The 21,127-nt window shown below is 60.9% G+C and carries 21 protein-coding genes; 15 read left to right on the top strand and 6 right to left on the bottom strand.

Features of this window, described 5'->3' with window-relative positions:
• The first annotated feature begins 69 nt into the window (after window positions 1-69).
• From C5L10_RS23830 to visR, 14 genes are all read left to right on the top strand, one after another.
• Window positions 70-2,346, top strand: a complete 2,277-nt coding sequence (locus C5L10_RS23830) for a cellulose synthase (RefSeq protein ID WP_371411977.1) — start codon at window positions 70-72, stop codon at window positions 2,344-2,346.
• 380 nt (window positions 2,347-2,726) lie between these two features.
• Window positions 2,727-4,334 (top strand): globin-coupled sensor protein, encoded by a 1,608-nt coding sequence (locus tag C5L10_RS23825; RefSeq protein WP_105431699.1) that lies wholly within the window; start codon window positions 2,727-2,729, stop codon window positions 4,332-4,334.
• On the top strand, window positions 4,334-4,627 hold the full coding sequence (locus C5L10_RS23820; RefSeq protein ID WP_037087115.1) for an STAS domain-containing protein: 294 nt from the start codon (window positions 4,334-4,336) through the stop codon (window positions 4,625-4,627). Before C5L10_RS23825 ends, C5L10_RS23820 begins: the two co-directional genes overlap by 1 nt.
• 2 nt (window positions 4,628-4,629) lie before the next feature.
• The gene (gene cheY1, locus C5L10_RS23815; protein WP_037087114.1) at window positions 4,630-4,995 is read left to right on the top strand and encodes a chemotaxis response regulator CheY1; all 366 of its coding nucleotides are present in this window, start codon (window positions 4,630-4,632) and stop codon (window positions 4,993-4,995) included.
• A gap of 16 nt (window positions 4,996-5,011) precedes the next feature.
• Window positions 5,012-7,285 (top strand): chemotaxis protein CheA, encoded by a 2,274-nt coding sequence (locus tag C5L10_RS23810; RefSeq protein ID WP_105431682.1) that lies wholly within the window; start codon window positions 5,012-5,014, stop codon window positions 7,283-7,285.
• A gap of 7 nt (window positions 7,286-7,292) precedes the next feature.
• On the top strand, window positions 7,293-7,760 hold the full coding sequence (locus C5L10_RS23805) for a chemotaxis protein CheW (RefSeq protein WP_046664777.1): 468 nt from the start codon (window positions 7,293-7,295) through the stop codon (window positions 7,758-7,760).
• Window positions 7,757-8,665: a protein-glutamate O-methyltransferase CheR gene (gene cheR / locus C5L10_RS23800; RefSeq protein WP_105431681.1), complete on the top strand. Its 909-nt coding sequence runs from the start codon at window positions 7,757-7,759 to the stop codon at window positions 8,663-8,665. Before C5L10_RS23805 ends, cheR begins: the two co-directional genes overlap by 4 nt.
• Window positions 8,662-9,702: a protein-glutamate O-methylesterase CheB gene (cheB, locus tag C5L10_RS23795; protein WP_046664775.1), complete on the top strand. Its 1,041-nt coding sequence runs from the start codon at window positions 8,662-8,664 to the stop codon at window positions 9,700-9,702. The genes cheR and cheB overlap by 4 nt, the downstream gene beginning before the upstream one ends.
• Entirely contained in the window at window positions 9,703-10,092 is a 390-nt protein-coding gene (locus tag C5L10_RS23790) for a response regulator (RefSeq protein WP_007759259.1), read from the top strand. It abuts the gene before it with no gap.
• Window positions 10,089-10,646, top strand: a complete 558-nt coding sequence (gene cheD, locus C5L10_RS23785) for a chemoreceptor glutamine deamidase CheD (RefSeq protein WP_046603224.1) — start codon at window positions 10,089-10,091, stop codon at window positions 10,644-10,646. Before C5L10_RS23790 ends, cheD begins: the two co-directional genes overlap by 4 nt.
• A gap of 29 nt (window positions 10,647-10,675) precedes the next feature.
• Window positions 10,676-11,065, top strand: a complete 390-nt coding sequence (locus C5L10_RS23780) for a hypothetical protein (protein WP_105431680.1) — start codon at window positions 10,676-10,678, stop codon at window positions 11,063-11,065.
• Between the two features lie 172 nt (window positions 11,066-11,237).
• The gene (gene fliF / locus C5L10_RS23775) at window positions 11,238-12,908 is read left to right on the top strand and encodes a flagellar basal-body MS-ring/collar protein FliF (RefSeq protein ID WP_105431679.1); all 1,671 of its coding nucleotides are present in this window, start codon (window positions 11,238-11,240) and stop codon (window positions 12,906-12,908) included.
• 414 nt (window positions 12,909-13,322) lie between these two features.
• Window positions 13,323-14,036 (top strand): transcriptional regulator VisN, encoded by a 714-nt coding sequence (gene visN / locus C5L10_RS23765; RefSeq protein WP_245448143.1) that lies wholly within the window; start codon window positions 13,323-13,325, stop codon window positions 14,034-14,036.
• A 13-nt stretch (window positions 14,037-14,049) separates the two neighbouring features.
• Window positions 14,050-14,796 (top strand): transcriptional regulator VisR, encoded by a 747-nt coding sequence (gene visR / locus C5L10_RS23760; RefSeq protein ID WP_046630667.1) that lies wholly within the window; start codon window positions 14,050-14,052, stop codon window positions 14,794-14,796.
• Window positions 14,797-14,841: 45 nt separating this feature from the next.
• Here the strand turns inward: visR and C5L10_RS23755 are convergent, their stop codons facing one another.
• The 6 genes from C5L10_RS23755 to motA form a co-directional block, all read right to left on the bottom strand.
• Window positions 14,842-15,276 carry a hypothetical protein gene (locus C5L10_RS23755; RefSeq protein ID WP_046630669.1) on the bottom strand — a complete coding sequence of 145 codons (435 nt, stop codon included), beginning with the start codon at window positions 15,274-15,276 and terminating at the stop codon, window positions 14,842-14,844.
• A 5-nt stretch (window positions 15,277-15,281) separates the two neighbouring features.
• The gene (gene flhB, locus C5L10_RS23750; protein ID WP_046664771.1) at window positions 15,282-16,361 is read right to left on the bottom strand and encodes a flagellar biosynthesis protein FlhB; all 1,080 of its coding nucleotides are present in this window, start codon (window positions 16,359-16,361) and stop codon (window positions 15,282-15,284) included.
• A gap of 212 nt (window positions 16,362-16,573) precedes the next feature.
• The gene (fliG, locus tag C5L10_RS23745; protein WP_046664770.1) at window positions 16,574-17,626 is read right to left on the bottom strand and encodes a flagellar motor switch protein FliG; all 1,053 of its coding nucleotides are present in this window, start codon (window positions 17,624-17,626) and stop codon (window positions 16,574-16,576) included.
• Window positions 17,627-17,654: 28 nt separating this feature from the next.
• Complete coding sequence (fliN, locus tag C5L10_RS23740; protein ID WP_046664769.1) at window positions 17,655-18,251, bottom strand: flagellar motor switch protein FliN; 597 nt, start codon at window positions 18,249-18,251, stop codon at window positions 17,655-17,657.
• 73 nt (window positions 18,252-18,324) lie between these two features.
• Entirely contained in the window at window positions 18,325-19,278 is a 954-nt protein-coding gene (locus C5L10_RS23735; RefSeq protein ID WP_172717142.1) for a FliM/FliN family flagellar motor switch protein, read from the bottom strand.
• On the bottom strand, window positions 19,278-20,147 hold the full coding sequence (gene motA, locus C5L10_RS23730) for a flagellar motor stator protein MotA (protein WP_046603232.1): 870 nt from the start codon (window positions 20,145-20,147) through the stop codon (window positions 19,278-19,280). The genes C5L10_RS23735 and motA overlap by 1 nt, the downstream gene beginning before the upstream one ends.
• Before the next feature lie 200 nt (window positions 20,148-20,347).
• On the opposite strand from motA, the gene C5L10_RS23725 reads away from it, so the two are divergent.
• A complete protein-coding gene (locus tag C5L10_RS23725; RefSeq protein WP_046664768.1) occupies window positions 20,348-21,127 on the top strand; it encodes a DUF1217 domain-containing protein in 780 nt (259 codons plus the stop codon).

Genomic DNA, 21,127 nt, shown 5'->3' with positions numbered 1-21,127 from the left:
GAAGGCGAAAAGAGCCGAAGCCCGCCGCATGAGGCGTAGACGGGGAGTAAGGACGATAGCGGAGTGAGTATGCGGTTTTCGCTGATCTCATTGACGGTTTTGGGCATTGGCGCCGTGGGGTTGTATGGTTTGAGCCGTCAGCCGACGGTGGATCTTGGCCTGTTGACGAGCTCCGTCAATTCGCTTCCCTCTCCGCCCAAGGGACCGCGTCCACCGACACCGCTCGTCGAAAAGACCGAGCGCGTCGTCGCCCAGCTCCTCTATCCGAACCAGGATACGGCGACGCCGGCCAAACCCGGCTCTTCGTCGCTGGTGATCGCCCAGGCGCCGGCAGCAACCCAGCCCGCCCCACCGGTCCCGCCCGCAAACCCGCAGCAGGTCATTTCAGCCGCCGCCGTGCCGCCGGTCCAGCCGCCGGCGGTCGACGAAAGCGCTTTGCGCTATTTCGCGGCGAGGGGCGATACCGCCCGCCTGCAGGCGGAGATTTCCCGTCTCAGGGCGCTCTATCCAAGCTGGACCCCACCGGCCGATCCTTTGGCGGTCCAGATCAATACCGACCGCCAGCTCGAAAACATGTGGGCCCTCTATGCCCAATCCCGCTATGCGGATGTCCGCAAGGCGATCGCCGACCGCCAGGCGGCGGAACCCGGCTGGCAGCCGCCGGCGGATCTTCTCGAACGTCTGAAGCTTGCCGAGGCGCGCGCCGGTCTGGTCACCGCTTCCGACGCTGAAAACCATGACGCAGTGATCCGCATGGCGGCCGACAATCCGAGCCTGCTCACCTGCAGCGAAGTCGATATCCTGTGGCGGGTGGCGGAAGCCTTCGCCAGGACCGACAGGCAGGGCCGCGCCCGCGACGCCTACACCTATATCCTCGACAACTGCGACGATTCCTCGGAGCGTTTCGCGACCGCGCAGAAGGCGAGCGAGCTGTTGCCGCCCGATATGCTGGAGGACCTGCTTGCCAAGGAACGGACGCCAGCGGGCGGCCAACCGGAATTCGAGCCGCTGCGCGACGACATCGCGCGACGGCTGGTCGCAGCCGGCAACACCGATGCGAAGCTCGTGGTGGCTGAAAAATACCTGACACGGCTGGAGCGGCTAGCCGAGGCGGACGGCAAGGCTTCCGATGCGCTGATGCTCGGCTGGTATTTTTATCGCCGCGACAATCTCGGCGGGGCCGAGCGCTGGTTCCGCCGCGCCTTCAACAAGGAGGAGACCGCTTCGGCCGCCGAAGGGCTGGCACTGACGCTGGTCGCACAGAAATCGCCGGTGGAAGCGGAAACCGTGCTTTATCGTTGGCGCGAAACCTCCGACGGCGCCAAGGAAGCCTATCTGGCCGCCGTCGCCAATCTGCTGGCGCTCGATCCTCCGCCGGTGCTGCAGGACGACGTCCTGCGCCGCATGGCACCGGTGGTGATAACCTCCCGCAATGCGGATGCGGCCCAGCAATTCGGCTGGTACGCCCGCGCCATGCAGCAGCCGCAAACAGCAGCCGAATGGTTTCAGGCGGCGCTCGCCTGGAAGCCGGACGACGAATCGTCCGCCTACGGCCTCGCCCTGACGCGCAACGACCTCGGCGACAAGCCGGGGGCGGCCCAGATCCAGAGGGCATGGGCCGGCCGGTCCGAACGTATCGCACGGCTCGGTGAACCGGTGAACGAGCGGGAGGCGCAGCGCCGGCAGCCCGCGGTGGCATCGAGGTCGAACGCCGCTGGCTCGAGAGCGAATGTGCCTGCTGCCGAAGAGGCCAGGCCCGTCGCCCGGACCGACATGACGCAGGCTGCGCCCCAGCCGATCCGCAGGACAGCGAGGATATCCGGCCAAGTCGCTGTCCGCCGCGGGCAATGCTCGACGACGCTCGATCCTCGCCGGATTCCGCCGGAAGCGGCGCTGGCCAGGGGCTGGTGCCTGATGGATCTCAATCGTCCCCTTGAGGCCGCACAATCCTTCGATGCCGCCTATGCGAGCAGCTCTGCCGCTGCTCGCTCCGATGCAGCTTACGGCAAAAGCCTCGCCTATCTGCGCGCCGGCTTGACCGACAAGGCGTCTGTCGCTGCGGCCGACTCGGCCCAGACCAACCAGCGTGCGGTGGAGCTGCAGACAGCGATTCTCTCCGACCGCGCGGTTAACGCCTTCAAGGCCGGACGCTATCGCGAGACGTTGCTGGTGCTCGACCAGCGGGCGCAGATCGCGCCTGAACAGTCTGATCTTATGTCGCTGCGCGGTTATGCGCACCTCAACCTCGGTCGGCTTGCCGATGCCACTCGCATCTTCCAGGCACTCGCCGATATGGGCGACAAGGCGGGCTTGCGCGGGCTCGCCGACGTTCAGGCGATGAACTGAGAAAACCGCAGCTCCGCGTAGTGCCGAAACAAATGCCCCCATAGCGGGTAATATGCGCCCGGTTGAAGCAAAACAGGCATCCTTGCACCTTCCATTAACCTTCAGGCAAGGAATTAACCATACATATTAGAGACCACGGCGAAATGGGATGACTGCGGTCTCCCACCAGGCATGAAGCCGCAAAGCCGTACCGGTCCAATCCGGTATCCGCTCATGAAAATCCAGCAAAGCCGTGGTGACCGCGTTGCCCATGCCCGACGGATATTGATCCGGTTTGGCGAGCATCCCCGTTCATCAGGCGCTGGCGACAGCAGCTCGCATGCCGCCGATCCTCTCCGAGGATTGGCTTGATTAATTTGGGGACGGCTTTGGTGCAGGAAATGCCATCGGATCAGGCGCGACGTGGCCAGGCAGGCAGCCTGGGCGAGAGACTGGCATTTGCCGGCCTCGACGGCGAACTGCGCGATCTGCTGCGCCGATGCCGCCCGCAGCTCGACCGGCATCTGAAGACCGGCCTGCGCGACCTTTTTCACCGCTTTCAATCCTTTCCGGAAGCCGCCCGCAATTTCGAAAGCGAGCAGCAGATCGAACGGCTGCACGACCTGCAGGCCTCCCATTGGGGCGTGCTGACCGATGCCCGCTTCGATGCGCTCTACGCCGAGCGGGTGAAGGTTCTCTCCGACGCCGAGAGCCGCATGGGTCTCGATCCGCGCTGGCACGTCGCCGGTCACGCCGTAATGCTCGAACACCTGATCGCCGGCGCGATCGTCGATCTCGCTCCGAAGTCGCTGCTGCCGGGCGGCCGCAAGCGTGAGCAGGAGCTGCTCGACCTCGTCGGCGCGATTACCCGCCTGGTGATGGTCGATGTCGAGATTGCCGTCTCGCTCCGCTTCAACGAACAGCGCCAGAAGCACCAGCGCGCGCTTGCCGAACAGCGCGAAGCCGATCACGCGCAGGCGATCGAAACCTTCACCGACGTCATCGCAGCGCTTGCCGACCGCGATCTGACGGCGTCTCTGCCGGCCGATGTGCCGGATGTCTATCGAGAGCTCGCCGATCTTCTCAATCAGGCGGTCGCCGGCATGCGCTCCTCGGTCGAGACAGCCGACGGACACGGCCAGAAGGCTGGTGCGCTCACTCAATCGCTTGCCGAAGGCGCCCGCTCGTTCGCCTCCGCTTCCGAAGAACAGTCGGCCCGCCTCAAGGAGGCGGCACGCGTGCTGCTCGACGTCACCGCCAGGGTCAAGGGAAGTGCCGCCGAGACGGCTGCCGCCGAAAAAGCCGCAGCCGAGACGCGCCGGTCGGTCGAGGCAAGCGGCGAGGTCGTCGGCCGGGCGATCAACGCCATGGCGGATATCGAATCCTCGGCCGAAAAGATCGGCGAGATCATCGGCGTCATCGACGACATCGCGTTCCAGACCAACCTGCTGGCGCTGAACGCGGGCATCGAAGCGGCCCGCGCCGGCGAGACGGGCCGCGGGTTTGCGGTCGTCGCCCAGGAAGTGCGCGCGCTTGCCCAGCGCTCCGCCGATGCCGCCCGCGAGATCAAGACGCTCGTCAACGGCACCAAGTCCCAGGTGGATGCGGGTGTCGAGATGGTTCACCGCACCCAGGAGGCGATCGGCGGCATCGTCCGCCAGGTTTCCGATATCAATGACGCGATCGCCGGCATTGCCCGCGATACCGGCGAGCAGGCAGTCGGTCTCGACCGATTGACCCTCGAGATCGGTTCGGTCAGCGAACACGTCGCCTCGAATGCAAGCCTCGCGTCCCGCGCCGGCGAAGGCGCCGACGAACTCCATACCGTCATCCTGGAACTCGGACGGACGGTCCGCGAGTTCCGGATCGAACGACAGAACCGTTATGCGGATGCGCGCCGTCCGGCAGCGCCAAGACCCCAGCCGACTCTCGTCCCGATCGCGCCGATGGCTTCCGAGCGTGCGGATGACGGCGAATACATCTTTCAGAAACGACAAGGAATAAGCTGATGGCAGCAAAGAAGGCTGGACCTGCAAGTTTGAAGCTGGCCGCGGTGCTGGACCTCAACGAGGCCTCGAACCTGCATGGCAAGCTGGTCTCCATGCGCGGCAGCGATCTCAGGATCGATGCGTCCGGCGTCGAGCGCGTCGGTGTCCAGTGCGCCCAGGTTCTGCTCGCCGGCGTCAAGGCTTGGGAAGAAGACAAGAAGTCCCTCCTCGTGGAGAAGGCTTCGGATGCATTTCAGAAGACGATGCAACTCATCGGCATCAATAACCAGAATTTGGTTGCTAAGGAGATCTAGCAATGAAGAAAAAAGTACTGACCGTGGATGACTCACGGACGATCCGGAACATGCTTCTGGTGACCCTGAATAACGCAGGTTTTGAAACAATCCAGGCGGAAGACGGCGTTGAAGGCCTCGAAGTCCTCGAGGGTTGCAATCCGGACGTCATCGTCACGGATATCAACATGCCGCGCCTCGACGGCTTCGGTTTCATCGAAGGCGTTCGCCGCAACGAAAAATTTCGCGCCGTCCCGATCCTCGTCCTGACGACGGAAAGCGATGCCGAGAAGAAGAACCGGGCCCGGCAGGCCGGCGCGACGGGCTGGATCGTCAAGCCTTTCGATCCTGCCAAACTGATTGATGCGATCGAGCGTGTAACCGCCTGAGCCAGGAATTCCCCCGATGGATATGAACGAAATCAAAGAGATCTTCTTTCAGGAATGCGAAGAGCAACTCGCTGAACTGGAGTCGGGTCTTCTCAAGCTGAACGACGGGGATCGCGACCCCGAAACGGTGAACGCCGTTTTCCGTGCCGTTCATTCCATCAAGGGGGGCGCCGGTGCCTTCGGTCTGGACGACCTGGTCTCCTTCGCCCACGTCTTCGAGACGACGCTCGATTGCGTGCGCTCCAACAAGCTGGAACCGACGCAGGACGTCCTGAAGGTCATGCTGAAATCGGCCGACGTGCTCGCCGACCTCGTCACCGCGTCACGGGACGGCGGCGGCGTCGATGAGTCGAGAAGCCGCGGCCTCGTCAAGGAACTCGAGGCGCTTGCCCACGGCGAGGTGCCGTCTTCCTCCGGCCACGACGCCCCGAAACCGGCCGCCAAGGCTGCTCCCGCCGCGGCTCCTGCGGCGAAAGCGGAGCTTCCCAAGCCGAGCGACGACAGCGGTTTCCAGCCGATCCCCTTCTCGTTCGACGGTTTCGGCGAGGACGATGAGCCGGCAGTCGAAGGTTCGCTCTACGAGGTGATCTTCAAGCCGCGCCGCGAACTCTATTCCAAGGGCAACGAGGCGGCGCTCCTGCTGCGCGACCTGTCCCGTCTGGGAGAGATGAGCATCAATTGCGATACGGATGCTCTGCCTGCGCTGGACAGGATGGATCCGGAAGCGTCCTACTTCAGCTGGAAGATCTCGATCCGGACCACCCGGAGCGAAGACGACATCCGCGCCGTCTTCGAATTCGCGGAATGGGATTGCGACCTCGAAGTGAAGTTTGCCGAAGAGGCATCTTCCAACGAGGAACTGCCGATGGTCCCGGTTCCGTTCGATCTCTCGATCCTCGACGACTCTTCGGCCGGCGAAGACGCGGGCCAACGGGGTGCTTCGGAAGAAACCGTCGCCGCGGCCCTATCCGCCGCCGAGACCGCGAGCAACGTCTCCAGGGCCGCTCGTGTCGCCGAGAAGAAGGAGTCGGCCGCCGCCAGTGCCGCTGCCCAGAACAATGCCGCAGCCGCCGCTGCTGGCGCGGGTCAGACGATCCGCGTCGACCTCGACCGCGTCGACCGCCTCATCAACCTCGTCGGCGAACTTGTCATCAACCAGGCGATGCTCTCCCAGAGCGTCGTCGAGAACGACGCGACCGGTACTTCGGCCGTCAACATGGGCCTCGAAGAGCTGCAGCAGCTCACCCGCGAGATCCAGGACTCGGTCATGGCCATCCGCGCGCAGCCGGTAAAACCGGTCTTCCAGCGCATGTCGCGTATCGTTCGCGAAGTGGCCGACATGGTCGGCAAGTCGATCCGCCTGGTCACCGAAGGTGAAAACACCGAAGTCGACAAGACGGTCATCGACAAGATCGCCGAACCGCTGACCCACATGATCCGCAATGCCGTTGACCACGGCATCGAGTCGCCCGAAAAGCGCGAAGCCGCCGGCAAGGACCCGGAAGGCACGATCAAGCTGACTGCGAAACATCGTTCGGGCCGCATCCTGATCGAGCTTGCCGACGACGGCGCCGGCATCAACCGCGAGCGCGTCCGCCAGAAGGCGATCGACAACGACATCATCGCGGCCGACGCCAACCTGTCGGACGACGAGATCGACAACCTGATCTTCATGGCGGGCTTCTCCACCGCCGACAAGATCTCCGACATTTCCGGCCGCGGCGTCGGCATGGACGTGGTCAAGCGGTCGATCCAGGCGCTCGGCGGCCGTATCTCGATCTCGTCGCGGCCAGGCTACGGCTCGACCTTCACCATGAGCTTGCCGCTGACGCTCGCCGTCCTCGACGGCATGGTGGTCACGGTCGCCGGCCAGACGCTGGTCGTCCCGCTCACCGCGATCGTCGAGACGCTGCAGCCGGAGGCTTCCGCCATCCATTCCTTCGGCGCCAATCAGCGGCTGATCTCGATCCGCAACTCGTTCTGCCCGCTGGTCGACGTGGGTCGGGTCCTCAACTACCGCGCCACCCAGGCCAATCCGGTTGAAGGCGTCGCGCTGCTGGTGGAATCGGAAGGCGGTGGACAGCGCGCACTGATGGTCGACGCCATCCAGGGCCAGCGCCAGGTCGTCATCAAGTCGCTCGAAGCGAACTACACGCACGTCCCGGGCATCGCCGCAGCCACCATTCTCGGTGACGGCCGCGTCGCGCTCATCCTCGATGTCGATGCGGTCGTCGCAGCGTCGCGAGGGCAGTCCATGAAACCTGAAATGTCGTTAGCCGCCACGGGTTGAGTTTCACATGTCGTATGCCGTGAAAAATCTGGTCCAGGGAAGCAAGGAGCTGATCGCTTTTCGCATCAGCGATCAGGAATTTTGCGTGAACATCATGTCCGTCCGCGAAATTCGCGGATGGACGCAGGCAACACCGCTGCCGCATGTGCCCGCCTACGTCATGGGTGTCATCAATCTGCGCGGCGCGGTTCTGCCGATCGTCGACCTTTCGGCCCGGCTGGGCATGAAGGATGCCGAGCCGACGGCGCGCCATGTGATCATCGTGGCGCAGATGAAGACCAAAGTTGTTGGTCTCCTCGTCGAAGCCGTTTCCGATATCCTTACGATTACCGACGAGAATATCCAGCCAGTACCGGAAGTCTCTTCCGATCTGGAGAGACAATACGCCCGGGGGATTCTCGCCATCGATAAGCGGATGATCTGCATGATCGAGCTGGACGCCCTCTTCCCCGACACGGAAAGCGAAGTTGCATGAAGCCCTTGGGCGCCATCGAAAGCCGACAGTCACCGGATGAAGTCCTCGCAAGCGGCGAATATCCGCTGACGCGTCGTGACCTCACCGACATTTCGGCGATGATCTACGCGGATGCCGGGATCTATCTCAACGATTCCAAGGCCTCGCTCGTCTATTCCCGCCTTTCCAAGCATATCCGGGCTTTGGGACTGCGCGGGTTCAAGGACTATTGCGTTCTGGTGGCGTCGCCCGAAGGTGCCGCCGCCCGCAGAGAGATGCTGTCGCATCTGACAACCAACTTCACCCGTTTCTTCCGCGAGAACCATCACTTCGAGCACCTGCGCGACGAGGTTCTGCCGGGTCTGATCAACCGCGCCAAGAGCGGCGGTCGCGTGCGCATCTGGTCGGCCGCCTGTTCGGACGGGCAGGAACCATATTCGATTGCGCTGACCGTACTGTCGCTGCTTCCCAATGCCGCCGATCTCGACTTCCGCATCCTGGCGACCGATATCGATCCGAAGATCCTGGCCGCGGCCCGCGCCGGTATCTACGACGAGAACGCGCTCGAGACCATGACGCCCGCCATGCGCAAGCAGTGGTTCCGGGAGGTCGATGCCGGCGGACGCCGCAGGTTCCAGATCGATGAACGCGTCAAGAGGCTGATCACTTTCAACGAGCTGAACCTGATGGCGCAATGGCCCTTCAAGGGCAATTTCGATGTCATCTTCTGCCGCAACGTCGTCATCTATTTCGACGAGCCGACGCAGGTGAAAATCTGGTCCCGCTTCGCCTCGCTCCTGCCTGAAGGCGGACATCTTTATATCGGCCATTCCGAACGCGTCTCCGGCGACGCGAAAAACCTGTTCGATAACATCGGCATCACGACCTATCGTTATGCCGGTAAGAACGCAGGGAGGAAGGCATGAGCGTCCCGGCACGGGTCCTGGTCGTCGACGATTCCCCGACCATGCGCGGCCTGATTACGGCCATCCTGAATTCCGATCCGGAGGTGAATGTCGTTGGCCAGGCCGGCGATGCGCTTGAAGCGCGCGTCGCGATCAAGCAGCTCAACCCCGATGTCGTTACCCTCGATATCGAGATGCCCAATATGAACGGGCTGGAATTCCTCGAAAAGATCATGCGCCTGCGTCCGATGCCGGTCATCATGGTCTCGGCCATGACCCATCAGGGGGCCAACGCGACGCTCGCCGCTCTCGAAATCGGCGCCTTTGATTGTGTCGGCAAGCCGGCCCCCGGCGACGTTCGCCCTTTCATGGATCTTGCTGAAAAGGTGAAGGCTGCGGCCCGGTCAGGACCACGCCGGAACGGACCCGCGCCGATCATCGCAGCCTCTCCCGCCGCAGAATACCGTGTCGGCAGGAAGGTTGTAGCCATAGGATCGTCAACCGGAGGCGTCGAAGCCCTCATCGCGGTACTGCAAAAGTTCCCGCAAAACTGCCCACCGACTGTAATTACTCAACATATGCCTTCCACGTTTACCAAAAGTTTTGCTGAACGGCTTAATCGTATCTGCGCTCCTGTGGTGCAGGAAGCCACCGATGGCGCGCGGCTGGAGATCGGCAAGATCTACCTCGCGCCTGGTGGCGAACGGCACTTGCAGGTTGTCAATCCGTCGGCGCCATGTTGCCGGCTGATCGAAAGGGAGCCGGTAAACGGTCACAGGCCCTCGGTGGACGTCCTTTTCGACTCGGTCGCCGATCTGGCGGGTCGCAATGCGGTCGGGGTTATCCTGACCGGCATGGGCCGCGACGGAGCTGCAGGTTTGCTCAGAATGCGTAGCGCGGGCGCACGCACGATCGGGCAGAACGAAAAGACGTGTGTGGTCTACGGCATGCCGAGGGTTGCCCATGAAATGGGAGCCGTCGAGCAGCAACTGCCGCTAGGGTCCATTGGAGAAGAAGTGTTGAAGTTAACTGCCGCCCGAAAAGAAGGTACCGAATAAATGTCTATCGCTGAAAAAATCAAAGTTCTGATCGTTGATGATCAGGTCACCAGCCGCCTGCTGCTCAGCGACGCCCTGACACAGCTCGGCTTCAAACAGATCACGTCTGCCGGCGACGGCGAGCAGGGCATGAAGATCATGGCCGAACAGCCGCACCATCTCGTCATTTCGGATTTCAACATGCCGAAGATGGACGGGATCGGTTTCCTGCAGGCCGTCCGCGCCAATCCGAACACCAAGAAGGCCGCGTTCATCATCTTGACCGCTCAGGGCGACCGCGCCCTGGTTCAAAAGGCTGCGTCGCTCGGCGCCAACAACGTTCTCGCCAAGCCGTTCACGATCGAAAAGATGAAGGCCGCTATCGAAGCGGTGTTTGGAGCATTGAAATGAATGACGCCGCTGCAGTCAGGCGTGTCCATATCATCCAGGGGGAATTTAAGGTCCTGAACGACCCGAATGCTGTTCTCTCGACGATCTTGGGCTCATGCGTGGCTGCTTGTCTTCGCGATCCTGTCGCCGGTATCGGCGGTATGAACCACTTCCTGCTTCCGGGATCCGGCGGCTCCATGACCTCGGGCGGCGATGCAACGCGTTATGGCGTGCATCTGATGGAGTTGCTGATCAACGGACTTTTGAAGCAGGGTGCCCGGCGAGACCGGTTGGAAGCGAAGATTTTCGGCGGCGCCAAGACGATTGCCAGCTTTTCGAATGTCGGCGAACAGAATGCCGCATTCGCGATGCAATTTCTAAAGGACGAAGGCATTCCGGTGGTCGGTTCCTCAACGGGCGGGGAACACGGGCGCAAGCTGGAGTTCTGGCCCGTGAGCGGCCGGGCTCGTCAGTATCCGCTGACCGGTGCCGAAACGCAACGGACGGTGGCTATGGAGGAGCGTCCGGTACGCACGCCGCCGAAGCCGGTCGAGAGCTCAATCGAGTTCTTTTAAAGAAGTCATTTCTCGAGGCGAAAGAAGCCATGAACGACATCGTCAAGACGCCAATCGCTCCTTTTGAGGAATCTCTTCCAGAAGTCCTGATGCGTCTGGTCTCGGAGCTTCATGACGTCGCATACCTGATCGAACGGGTCGAGCCGCAGCTTCTGGAGCTCGGTGGTGAAACGATCCTGCAGTCGCCGGACAGTTTGAAAGTCCTGCAGGGCATCGACCTTGCCGTCCAGAAGACGCGCGGCCTTGCAGAATTCGTCGACACGATCACCGGCGGCATTCCGAACGAATGGATGGTCGATGTCTCGACCGCCCTCAATCTCGTCAAACTCGCCGACATGCAGAAGGCGCTCACCAACGGCATGCGCCACGGCCATTCCCAGCCTTTGAGCAAGGCAGCCGGCGATTTCGATTTTTTCTGATCGCCAGCCCTGACATGCATGCTTCGGCCATGACGGCCCAGGCCCCCGCCCGTCTCACAATCCCATCCACAATCGCCAAAACCATGCTCCCGCGAAACGCTCGCACAAGCTTCGCTTCTTAGGGTGCGATTGAGCATAGGCTCGAATATCTAGTTGGCGATGTGGGAACAGAATGAATCTGTTGGCTCAATTATCACAAGTCTTTAGAAATCTGGCCGGTTTAGGCCAGACGCGACTTATTGCTTTAGGCGCTGTCGGCGTCGTTTCAATTGCGATCGTCATTGCTGCGGCCCTCTTCGTTAACAAGCCGGCTTACGAGACGCTCTATGTCGGCCTCGATACGGCCGACCTCAACCAGGTAAGCATCGCGCTGGCCGAGGCCAACATGTCCTTCCAGGTCGGTACGGACGGTACGAGCCTTCAGGTTCCTGCCGGCTCGACGAGCAAGGCGCGGCTTCTGCTGGCCGAGCGGGGTCTGCCGAACAGCACTAACGCTGGTTATGAACTCTTCGACAATGTCGGTTCGCTCGGGCTGACCTCGTTCATGCAGGAAGTCACCCGCGTCCGCGCCCTTGAGGGTGAGATCGGCCGGTCGATCCAGCAGATCAATGGCGTCAACGCCGCCCGCGTTCATATCGTCATGCCGGATGTCGGCAACTTCCGCAGGGGTGAGCAGAAACCGACGGCATCGGTGATGATCCGGGCCAGTTCGACGACGGGGCGCAAGGCTGCTTCGTCCATTCGCCACCTTGTCGCCTCCGCAGTCCCCGGCCTCGACGTCGACGACGTGACCATTCTGGATTCCGCCGGTCAGCTCCTCGCCTCAGGCGACGAATACGGCGGCAGCGAAATGAACAAGTCGCTGAGCATCGTCCAGAACGTTCAGCAGGAAATCGAAAACAATATCGACAAGGCGCTGGCGCCTTTCCTCGGCATGGACAACTTCCGTTCCAGCGTCACGGCTGCCCTGAACACGGACAGCCAGCAGATCAACGAGACGGTGTTCGATCCGAACTCCCGCGTCGAACGTTCGGTCCGCACCACCAAGGAAGCGTCGAAATCGCAGCAGACCCAGGACGACAACGCCACGACCGTCGAGCAGAACGTGCCGCAGGCCGCTCCGCCTCCGGGTGGTGCGAACGGTCCGAAATCGTCTGATCAGTCCGATAAAAAGGAAGAGCAGACCAACTACGAAATCAACCAGAAGACCGTCGCAACGACGCGCAACAGCTACCAGATCGAGAAGGTTTCGGTTGCCGTCGTCGTCAACAAGGGTCGTGTCGCGAAAATGGTCGGCGAGCCGGCTGACCAGGCCAAGGTCGATGCCTATCTCGCCGAGATGCAGAAGATCGTGGCCTCCGCAGCCGGCATCAATGCCAACCGCGGCGACATCGTCACGTTGACGGCCATGGACTTCCTGGAAAACCAGCTGCTCAGCGAAGCCTCCAGCGGGCCGGGCGTGATGGACATGCTGAGCCGGAACGTCGCCGGCATCATCAACTCGCTCGCCTTCGTCCTCGTTGCTTTCCTGGTGGTCTGGCTCGGTCTTCGCCCGCTCATCCGCACCGTCAGCGGCAACAGCGTCGCCGGCGAAGCAGCGGACGGCGCAGGTCTCGAACTCCCGGACTTCTCGCCAACGACCGGCAGCCCGGCACTCATGGACGGTTTCGGCTCCGACTTCGGCTTCGACAGCTCGAACGACATGCTGGGCGGTGGCGACGACGAGGGCTTCAACCGCCGCGTCAAGGAAGGTCCCGAAAAGCGCCTGGCCCGGATGGTCGAAATCTCCGAAGAGCGCGCCGCCAAGATTCTCCGCAAGTGGGCACTCGAAAAGGCAGCCTGACGGGGTATCACGAAAATATGATCGCTATGGGCCGGACCTTGTCCGGCCCATTTCTTTTCAGCCCCGCCGCACACTTGGCGCATTTATCTATATGGCGAATCAGCATGAATATGGCGCAACTGGGGAAATCCGATGTCGAGGCGATGGTAATTCGCAACGCGTCTCCTACAATGGCCTTGATTCGTACAATCACTTCCAGAGGTCCCAAAGAGGTGGAACTGCTGAAACTCTCGGTGTCTACGACGAGGGAAAGCGGCTACCACCATTATTCTTGATGTATTTGCTAAATCCGGGATCGTTTCGGCGCTGGAGGGGTTGTATGGGAATCGCAACATGCCGCGATGCGGGCATTCATGATGAATGCGCCACGTGGCGGGGAGCAGGTACCGAATGGAGTTGTCGGGGGTAGAAAAGATGACGGAGGGGCGCTCCTATGCGGAGTCCGCCGGCTCCAGAGGACTCTCGCGTGAGCAACTGGTTCGCCGTCTTTCGGTTTTGGCGGGCTCCAACAACATTCAGGCGGTCATCCGCCTGCTCGCAGATTACGTCGGCGCTTCTCATTTTCTGCTGGCCCGCTACGACCTCATCCAGGAACAGGGCCTCGATTTCATTGTTACCTCCAACTGGCCCTTCGATCTCGTACGGCGCTTGGGCTCGGAGCTAGCAAGCGGTTACGCACGTTCCACAGAACTCGAAAAATGCCTCTCGCTGCTGACCCCCAGCTTTGCCCTGTTGCCTGACGACATCGTGCCGCCGGATGACATCAGCCGGCAGTATTGCGCGCTGACGTTTTGCGTCGGCAGGACGCGGTTCTCGCTGATGCTGCTGTTTCTCGACGGCATCATTCTGTCGCAGGAACGGTTGAGGGAGGTGGGCTTGTTCGCCGCCTACGGCGCCAGTTTTGGAGAAAACGCCGACGCCAGGACAGAGCGTGATTTCGAACTGACGGAACGCGAGCTGGAATGTCTCTTCTGGATTGCGGAGGGCAAGACCAGTGACGAGATCGCCGTGATCCTCGGCATATCCCGCAATACGATCAACAACTACATTACCAGCGTGATGCGCAAGACGGCAACCAAGACTCGCTCCGAGGCGATTGCCTACGCGGTTCGCAACAACTTAGTTTAGGAAAATAATTTCAATGGGTTATTCGCGCAGCGGCACGGCAGACGGACCTGGAAGCATCCAGTATCTGCGCCTCCAGCGCGCATCGAGCCGCTCGGACATCTTCCCGAAACTCGTCGCCATGCAGAAGAACCTGAAGGCGCGGAATTTTGCGGTTTTCCGGATTGCTGGCGCCGGGCTCCCCAACAAGCGCAAGCTTGTATGCGAGCTCGAAAACTGGGGAGCCGGCGCGCTTGAAAGCAGCAACCAGCTCATCGGTGTTTATGGCGAGGCGCTGCTGGACCATATCGAAACGTCGCTTCTGCCGCTGATCTGGAACGGATCGGAAAATACCAGTTTTGCCGATGCGGGCGAATTTTCGCCCTTGACGCATCGCCTGGATTCCAGCGTCGTTCCTTTTTCGGGGATCGCCTTTCCCGTGCGCCTCGGTGCCCTCGGCAACGGCTACGTCGCTTTCTTCGGGACATCGATGGATTTGGTGAGCGATCTCATCATCGACCAGCATGTCAGGAGCTGTCAGGTGGTCATGGACCTCCTGGCGCTTGACGAACGCCGCAGCGTTCCCGCGGAATCCCTGAGCGAGCGCGAGATTGCCTGCCTTCAGTTGGCGGGCGACGGCCGTATCAGCGAAGAGATTGCCGAGAAGCTCGGCCTCTCCGTCCACACCGTCAACGCCTATCTCGGCTCCGCAACCATCAAGCTCGATTCGGTCAACCGCATCCAGGCGATCGCCAAGGCGATCAGGCTCGGCTACATCCACTGATCCGTTCGGAGAAGAACCGTCTTTTTCGTCTTGGGGGTGGGCGGCTCATATCTGCGAGTTGCTGGTCTTCACGAACTTGGCGTCCTGGAGGCTCTTTGCCAGGAAAGCTGTGTTGTCGTGCGGATCCTCGAAGGGGGCCTGGAACGCAATGTGGTCGATCTCCAGGGCTGCCAGCTGATCAGCCAGCGTCAGGCGCGCATAGACCGAAACGCCGCGCGGCTTGATTTCGAGGTCGAGGACGACTTCCGGCTTGCCGTTCCATTCGAGCTTGTAGTCGCCGCCGGCGCCGAAACTGACGGTTCCGGGATGGAAATAGAGCTCGGCTGCTGAAGACACGAGATCGGCAAGGCTGCTGTGGCACTCTAGACGTAGAAGTGAGATGAGATCACCGGCATCGAGCAGGCGAAGTTCCGAAGCCACCGGGCTGATTGCTTGTGCAACGATTTCTTCCCGTTCGGTGGAGTAGGTGCATTTCTTCATGACGCTCAGCGTGTCCGTTTTTTGAGCGACCGGGAAGCGTAGACCCGGTGCACGAGTTCTGCCACAGCCTTGTAGAAGACTGGCGGAATGACACTATCCGCCGAGACTTGCGCAAACATGGAGCGCGCCAGGGGCGGATCCTCGAAAATGGGGATATCGTTTTGCTCGGCGATTTCGCGAATCTTGAGGGCGATCAGGTCCTGACCCTTGGCGACGACGACCGGGGCGTCGTTCTCCTCGCGCACGTAACGCAGCGCTACCGCAAAGTGAGTCGGGTTGGCGATCACGAGAGTGGCGCGCGGCACGTTGTTGATCATCCGCCGGCGGGCACGGTCTCGCGCAACCGATTTCTGGCGCTGCTTGACGATCGGGTCGCCCTGCGCCTGCTTGTATTCGTCCTTGACCTCCTGCTTGGTCATCTTGAGTTCGTTGTACCAGTGATAGCGCGTCCACAGCACGTCGACCACGGCCAGTATCCCCGCCGACAGGACGACCACGACCACCATTTGGCGGATAATTGAATCCAGTTTTACGAGGATCACCTGCGGATCCGAGAACATCGCGTCCAGCGAGGAGAGATATTCGCCGCGCAATGCGAAATACATGATCACTGCCACGATCAGGATCTTGAAGATCGACTTTCCGAACTCGACGAAACCCGGAACGCTGTAAATCCGCCCGAAACCTTTGGTCGGTGAAACGCGGGAAATCTGCGGCCGCACGCGCTCGAGGACCAGCGACGGCATGTTCTGCGCGAACGACGAGCCAAGCCCGAAAATGATGAAGAGCAGCATAACCGGAGTGAGAAACGCCGCGATCGCCCAGCCGAGATGGACGCTGAGCGAGACGACGTCCGTCGAATTTTCGAGCCGCCACTGATCCGGCTGTTCGAAAAGATCCTTCAGCGTCTCGGCCATTTTTGCAATGTTCGAGGGCAGGAAAAAGACGAGAAAGACATAGAATGCCAGCATGGAGGCGAAAAGCGGCACCTCTCGGGAGACCGGGACGTTACCCTTGTCTGCCGCTTCCGACATTCGTTTGGCGGTCGGGTTTTCTGTTTTACTGTCTTTATCGTCGTCGGACACGGCTTTGAACCAATCGGTCTTCCGGTTGCGAGGACGTGGCTCAAACGAATCGGCCGCCGCCGCCCGCGATGTTACCGCATCGCCTGCTAGCCGCTAATCGAGTCAAGAAAAAGACTGTGGGTGGCCGGAAAATATCCGCGAAAGGCTGCCGAAACGAAAACGGAGCGGGAAATTTCCCGCTCCGCTTCCTTCGTGACGCCTCAATCGGCAGGTCAGGCGGCCTCGGCCGGCTTGTCGCCTTCCTTCTTTTCTTCCTTAAGCATGATCTGGCCCGAATTGGCAAGCCGGATCGCTTCCTGTGCGATCGCGCGACGGGCAATCGCCACTTCGCGCGGATTGAGGTTCATGTTCTGAACCGCGAGATCGCTTTCGATCATGCGGCGCTGGCGTGGGCTGATCGCCGCGAGAACACATTCCTTGATCTCGTTGGTCGCACCGCGCAGCGCCATCGTGAGAATGTCCCCTGCGACGTCGTTGAGCAGCATGACGCGGCTGCGCTGCGGCATGTAGAGCAGGTCTTCGAAGAGGAAGATCTTCGGGCGGACCTTGTTGACGGAGTCCTTGCTGATCGTCTCGAGGGAGTTGAGCAGGGTATCGACCTGGCTCTTTTCGAGTTCGTTCATCAGCTCGGCAACCTTGTTCGAGCCGTTCGAGTTGCGTTCGGCTTCGATTGCCGCGATCAATTCCATCACCCGATTCTCGATGATCTGCGCGGCCTTGGGGCTGACTTCCTTCATGTTGACGGCGCGGTTCATGATATCGGCGCGGCGGCTGTCGGGAAGCTGGAGAAGGACCTTGGCGCCAAAGATCGATGGCATCTGCGAAAGAATGTAGGCGACCGTCTGAGGATGTTCGCGCGACAGGAATTTGCCCACGAATGCCGGATCGGCATCCTGCAGGCGGTCCCAGATATTGGCCTGGTAGTCGTCGAACGCGGTGCGGCGGCCGAGCAGCCCGTCGACTTCTTCGGGTGTCAGGCCCGCTTCGAGAATGCCCTCGATCGCGGCGGCATTGTCCATGAGACCGGTGCCCTCGGTGAACAGGTCCTCAAACTCGTTGACGAGTTCGAGGAGTTCGTCCGGGGGGATGGCGCGCAGGCTCTGGGCACAGGCAATGATATTCTGCAGCTCGGCCTGGGTGAAATACTTGAGAAGCTTGCCAGCGACGCCCTTGCCCATAGCCAAGAGCACTGCCGCGGCCTTTTCGGCCTTGGACAACGGTTTCGTAGAGAGGGCGCTGCCACCGAAATCCTCAAAGTCCATCATGGTCTTCCTTCTCTGTCCCAAACAGGGATCAGGTTCTTCTCGTGCTCAGTACTTCCGTCAGTCGCACACCGAAACGCGTATCGTCATTTTCCAGCACGGTGATTTCACCCTTGCCGATGCGGCGCCCGTTGACCACGATTTCAACCGGCTCGCCGATCTTCTTGTCGAGTGCGATCGTCGCACCCTCCTCGAGGGTCATCAGGCCCGACACCTGCATGCGGCTCGTACCGAGCACGATCTCGACGTCGATCGGGATATCCATGATCAGGTCGAGATTGGCGTTGAGCGCGCTGCCCGGTTCCTGGTAGGCGGCGCTGCTGGATGTCGAGCTGCCGAAATCGTTGCCGCCGAAGCTTTTTGCGCCGCCAAGACCCGAGGCGCCGCCACCGAAGCCGCTGCCGAACGTATCAGCCTGTGCTTCGAAGCCGCCGCCGAAGGACGGGGCGTCGGCCGAAAAATCGGAGGTTGCGGACGAGCCGAAATCGGCATCGAAATCAGGCGCGCCGCCATCGGCATCCGTCTTCAAGACGCCGCGCAAATCGTCGATGGCCTGATCCAGATCGGCATCATTGCCGATCGGCATCAGCGAGTCGTCGTCGGTGAGAGGTGTCTTCTTCGTAGCCATGCGGTGATTATTCCTGTTGAAACTTGCGTCAGCCTGCCTTGGCGAAAAAGCCGGCAACAGGCTGGCCGCGGGTCTAGCCTATCAGGTGTTGGAGAATCTCGTCGTCCGTGCTGATGTTATCCTTTACGCGGACTGTATACCGCTCGCCGGACCGCCCGAATTCGCACGAATACATATCCCGGCCGTTTGCACTGACCTGAACTTGGACATCACGCTTGTCCTGGAAAGCGATCACGTCGCCGGCTGCGAGCCGCGAGATCGTACCGAGCGTCAGCTTCTGCAGACGGATGCGGGCTTCCAGGGTGACATGCGAACGGCGGACTTGGTCGTTCATGCGGTCCGTCCATTCCTGCTTGGCCTTGGAAGCCTGAGCCTTCGCTTTCGGCGCGGTGACCGTGGTCTTCAGGAAAGCACGCTGAGGGATGACGAGAGCGAATTCGGAGGTCACCGAGCCGAGCTCGAACGCCATGCGGATCGAGACGCCGAATTCCGGGCGCGCCAGATCGTCCGGCTTTGGACGGTCTTCGGCGTTGTGAGGCCGTTCAAGGGCCGCTTCGAAGCTCCCCTGGGCGTTGACGCCGGAGCGAAGCACATTGGCGATCCGCTCGAAGACCACCACGGCGAGGTCGAGTTCGATATCTGAGAGCGGACGTTCGATCGGCTGTACGATCGTCTCGAGCGCCGAGCCCAGCATCAGTTCCATGAGCGCAATCACGAAACTGTTGCCGCAGCCGAGCACGAAGTTCGGCGACCAGTTGCGCAGGGATCCGTCGGAAAGGGCAAACCCATCGCCGAGATCGGCGATGAGATCGGTCATCAGGCCGGACGTGCAGCTTACGTAGGAGACGCCGATCCGGATGCCGGTTTCGCTGTGAAAGACGTCCGGCAGGAATTCTGCATAGAGCTGCGCGAATTCGCTGCTGATCTTCTCGACGGTCTTCTTGTCGCCGAGGCCTCCGGTCAGTTTTGCCAGGAGCGCCAGGTCCATGCCCGACGCCGGTGATTGGTTTGCTTGGTTCGACGTCATCATGCCGCCTTTTCTCCACCAGGATTCATCATTTCCTGCTCGACCGAGTCGATCGAGGGCCGTTCTTTGTTGGAAATCGTCTTGCGTCCGTATTCGAGCGCGACCTGCGGCACGGAGCCGTTCATGTAGGCAAGCAGGGTCTGCTTGACGATGATGTACAGGCGATGCTGCTTGGTGCGGACGATCTTGATCTGCGAGGTCAGCGGGTTGCAGACCGAATAGGACAGGAAGATACCGAGCATGGTGCCGACGAGAGCCGCGCCGATGAGGCCGCCGAGAACTTCCGGCGATTCGTTGATCTTGCCCATCGCCTTGATAACGCCGAGAACGGCGGCGACGATACCAATGGCCGGGAACGAGTCACCCATCGCGGTGATCGCGTGATAGGGCTTCATCTTGTCGGAGAACATGGTGCTGATTTCTTCATCCATCAGGGCCTCGATCTCGTGGGAGCGGGCATTGCCGATGATGATGAGGCGCACGTAGTCGCAGATGAAGGCAGTCAGCTCCTTGTTCTTCAGGACCGTCGGAGCGGTCTGGAAGATGGGCGATTCCTCCGGGTTGTCGATATGCGCCTCGATTTCGTTGCGCGACTTGGTTCTGAGGTCGCGCATCAGCGAATAAAGCACGCCGAGAACGTCTAGATAGTTCCGTTCTTTCGGTACGGCGTTCTTGAAGGCCTCTCCGAGCGCCTTGCCGCTATCCTTCACGACCTTCATCGGATTGGCCATGATGAAGCCGCCGAGACCGGCGCCACCGATGATCAGAAGCTCGTAGGGCTGGATGAGGACGTCGATGTGGCCACCCATGGCCATGAAGCCACCGAGAATACAGCCAACGGTGATGACAAAGCCGATAATAATATTCATCGCGTACCTGTGCCCGATCGTTTTCGTTTGTCTTGGGGATAAGGCGTCTGGCTTGCGTGAGGCTGGCTGTGGAGACGTCAACGAAAGCAGGTCCGGAACAGCTTCGCACAAGTCTTCGAGCCTAGTTCTGCCGACGATCGGACCGGATTGCCCGCTCCGCAGCGACGTCCGCCGCTTCCGCGGACTTAGGTAGAGCTATCGTGATCACGACCTATACCAGCTACGCAATGATCAGCCGCGACATGTCGAAGTCGCTGGAACGCGTCGCCGAAAAGCCGGAAGTTGCGCGCGAGAGCGAATATTACCTCTCCAAGATCGGCAGCATCAAAACCATTGACGACTTCATGGCCGATACGCGCATCTATAATTACGCGCTGAAGGCTCACGGTCTCGAGGACATGGCTTATGCCAAGGCATTCATCCGCAAGGTCCTGACGGAGGGCACCGACAACAAGGCGGATTTTGCCAACCAGCTCTCCGACAGTCGTTATTCGCAGCTCGCCGAATCCCTGAATTTTGCCGCCTTCGGCACCACCGCCACCTCCTTCGACAGAGCCCAGAAGGGCGTCGTCGACAAGTTCCAGCGCCAGACGCTGGAAGAGGATGCGGGCGTCGACAACATGGGCGTCCGGCTGGCGCTCTATTTCGAGCGCACCGCCCCGACGATCAAATCCGGCATGGAAGTTCTTGCCGACGACGCGCTTTCGGAAGTCATGCGTACCGCGCTTGGCATGTCGGCCGACATGATCGGCGCCGACCTCGACCGCCAGGCCAAATACATCGAAGACACAGTCAAGATCGCGGATTTCCAGGACCCGGCCAAGGTCAACAAATTTCTCGAGCGGTTCACGGCGATGTGGGAGATCAGCAATCCCACCGAGAGCTACGATCCGCTCGCCGTCTTCAATTCCCCATCCTCGAGCGGAATTTCCACGGATCTTCTGATCTCGATCAATAACCTGAAACTCGGAGGCAAATGA

The organism is Neorhizobium sp. T6_25 (assembly GCF_002968555.1).
Taxonomy (GTDB): Bacteria; Pseudomonadota; Alphaproteobacteria; order Rhizobiales; family Rhizobiaceae; genus Neorhizobium.
This window is presented reverse-complemented; position numbering and strand designations above follow the sequence as displayed.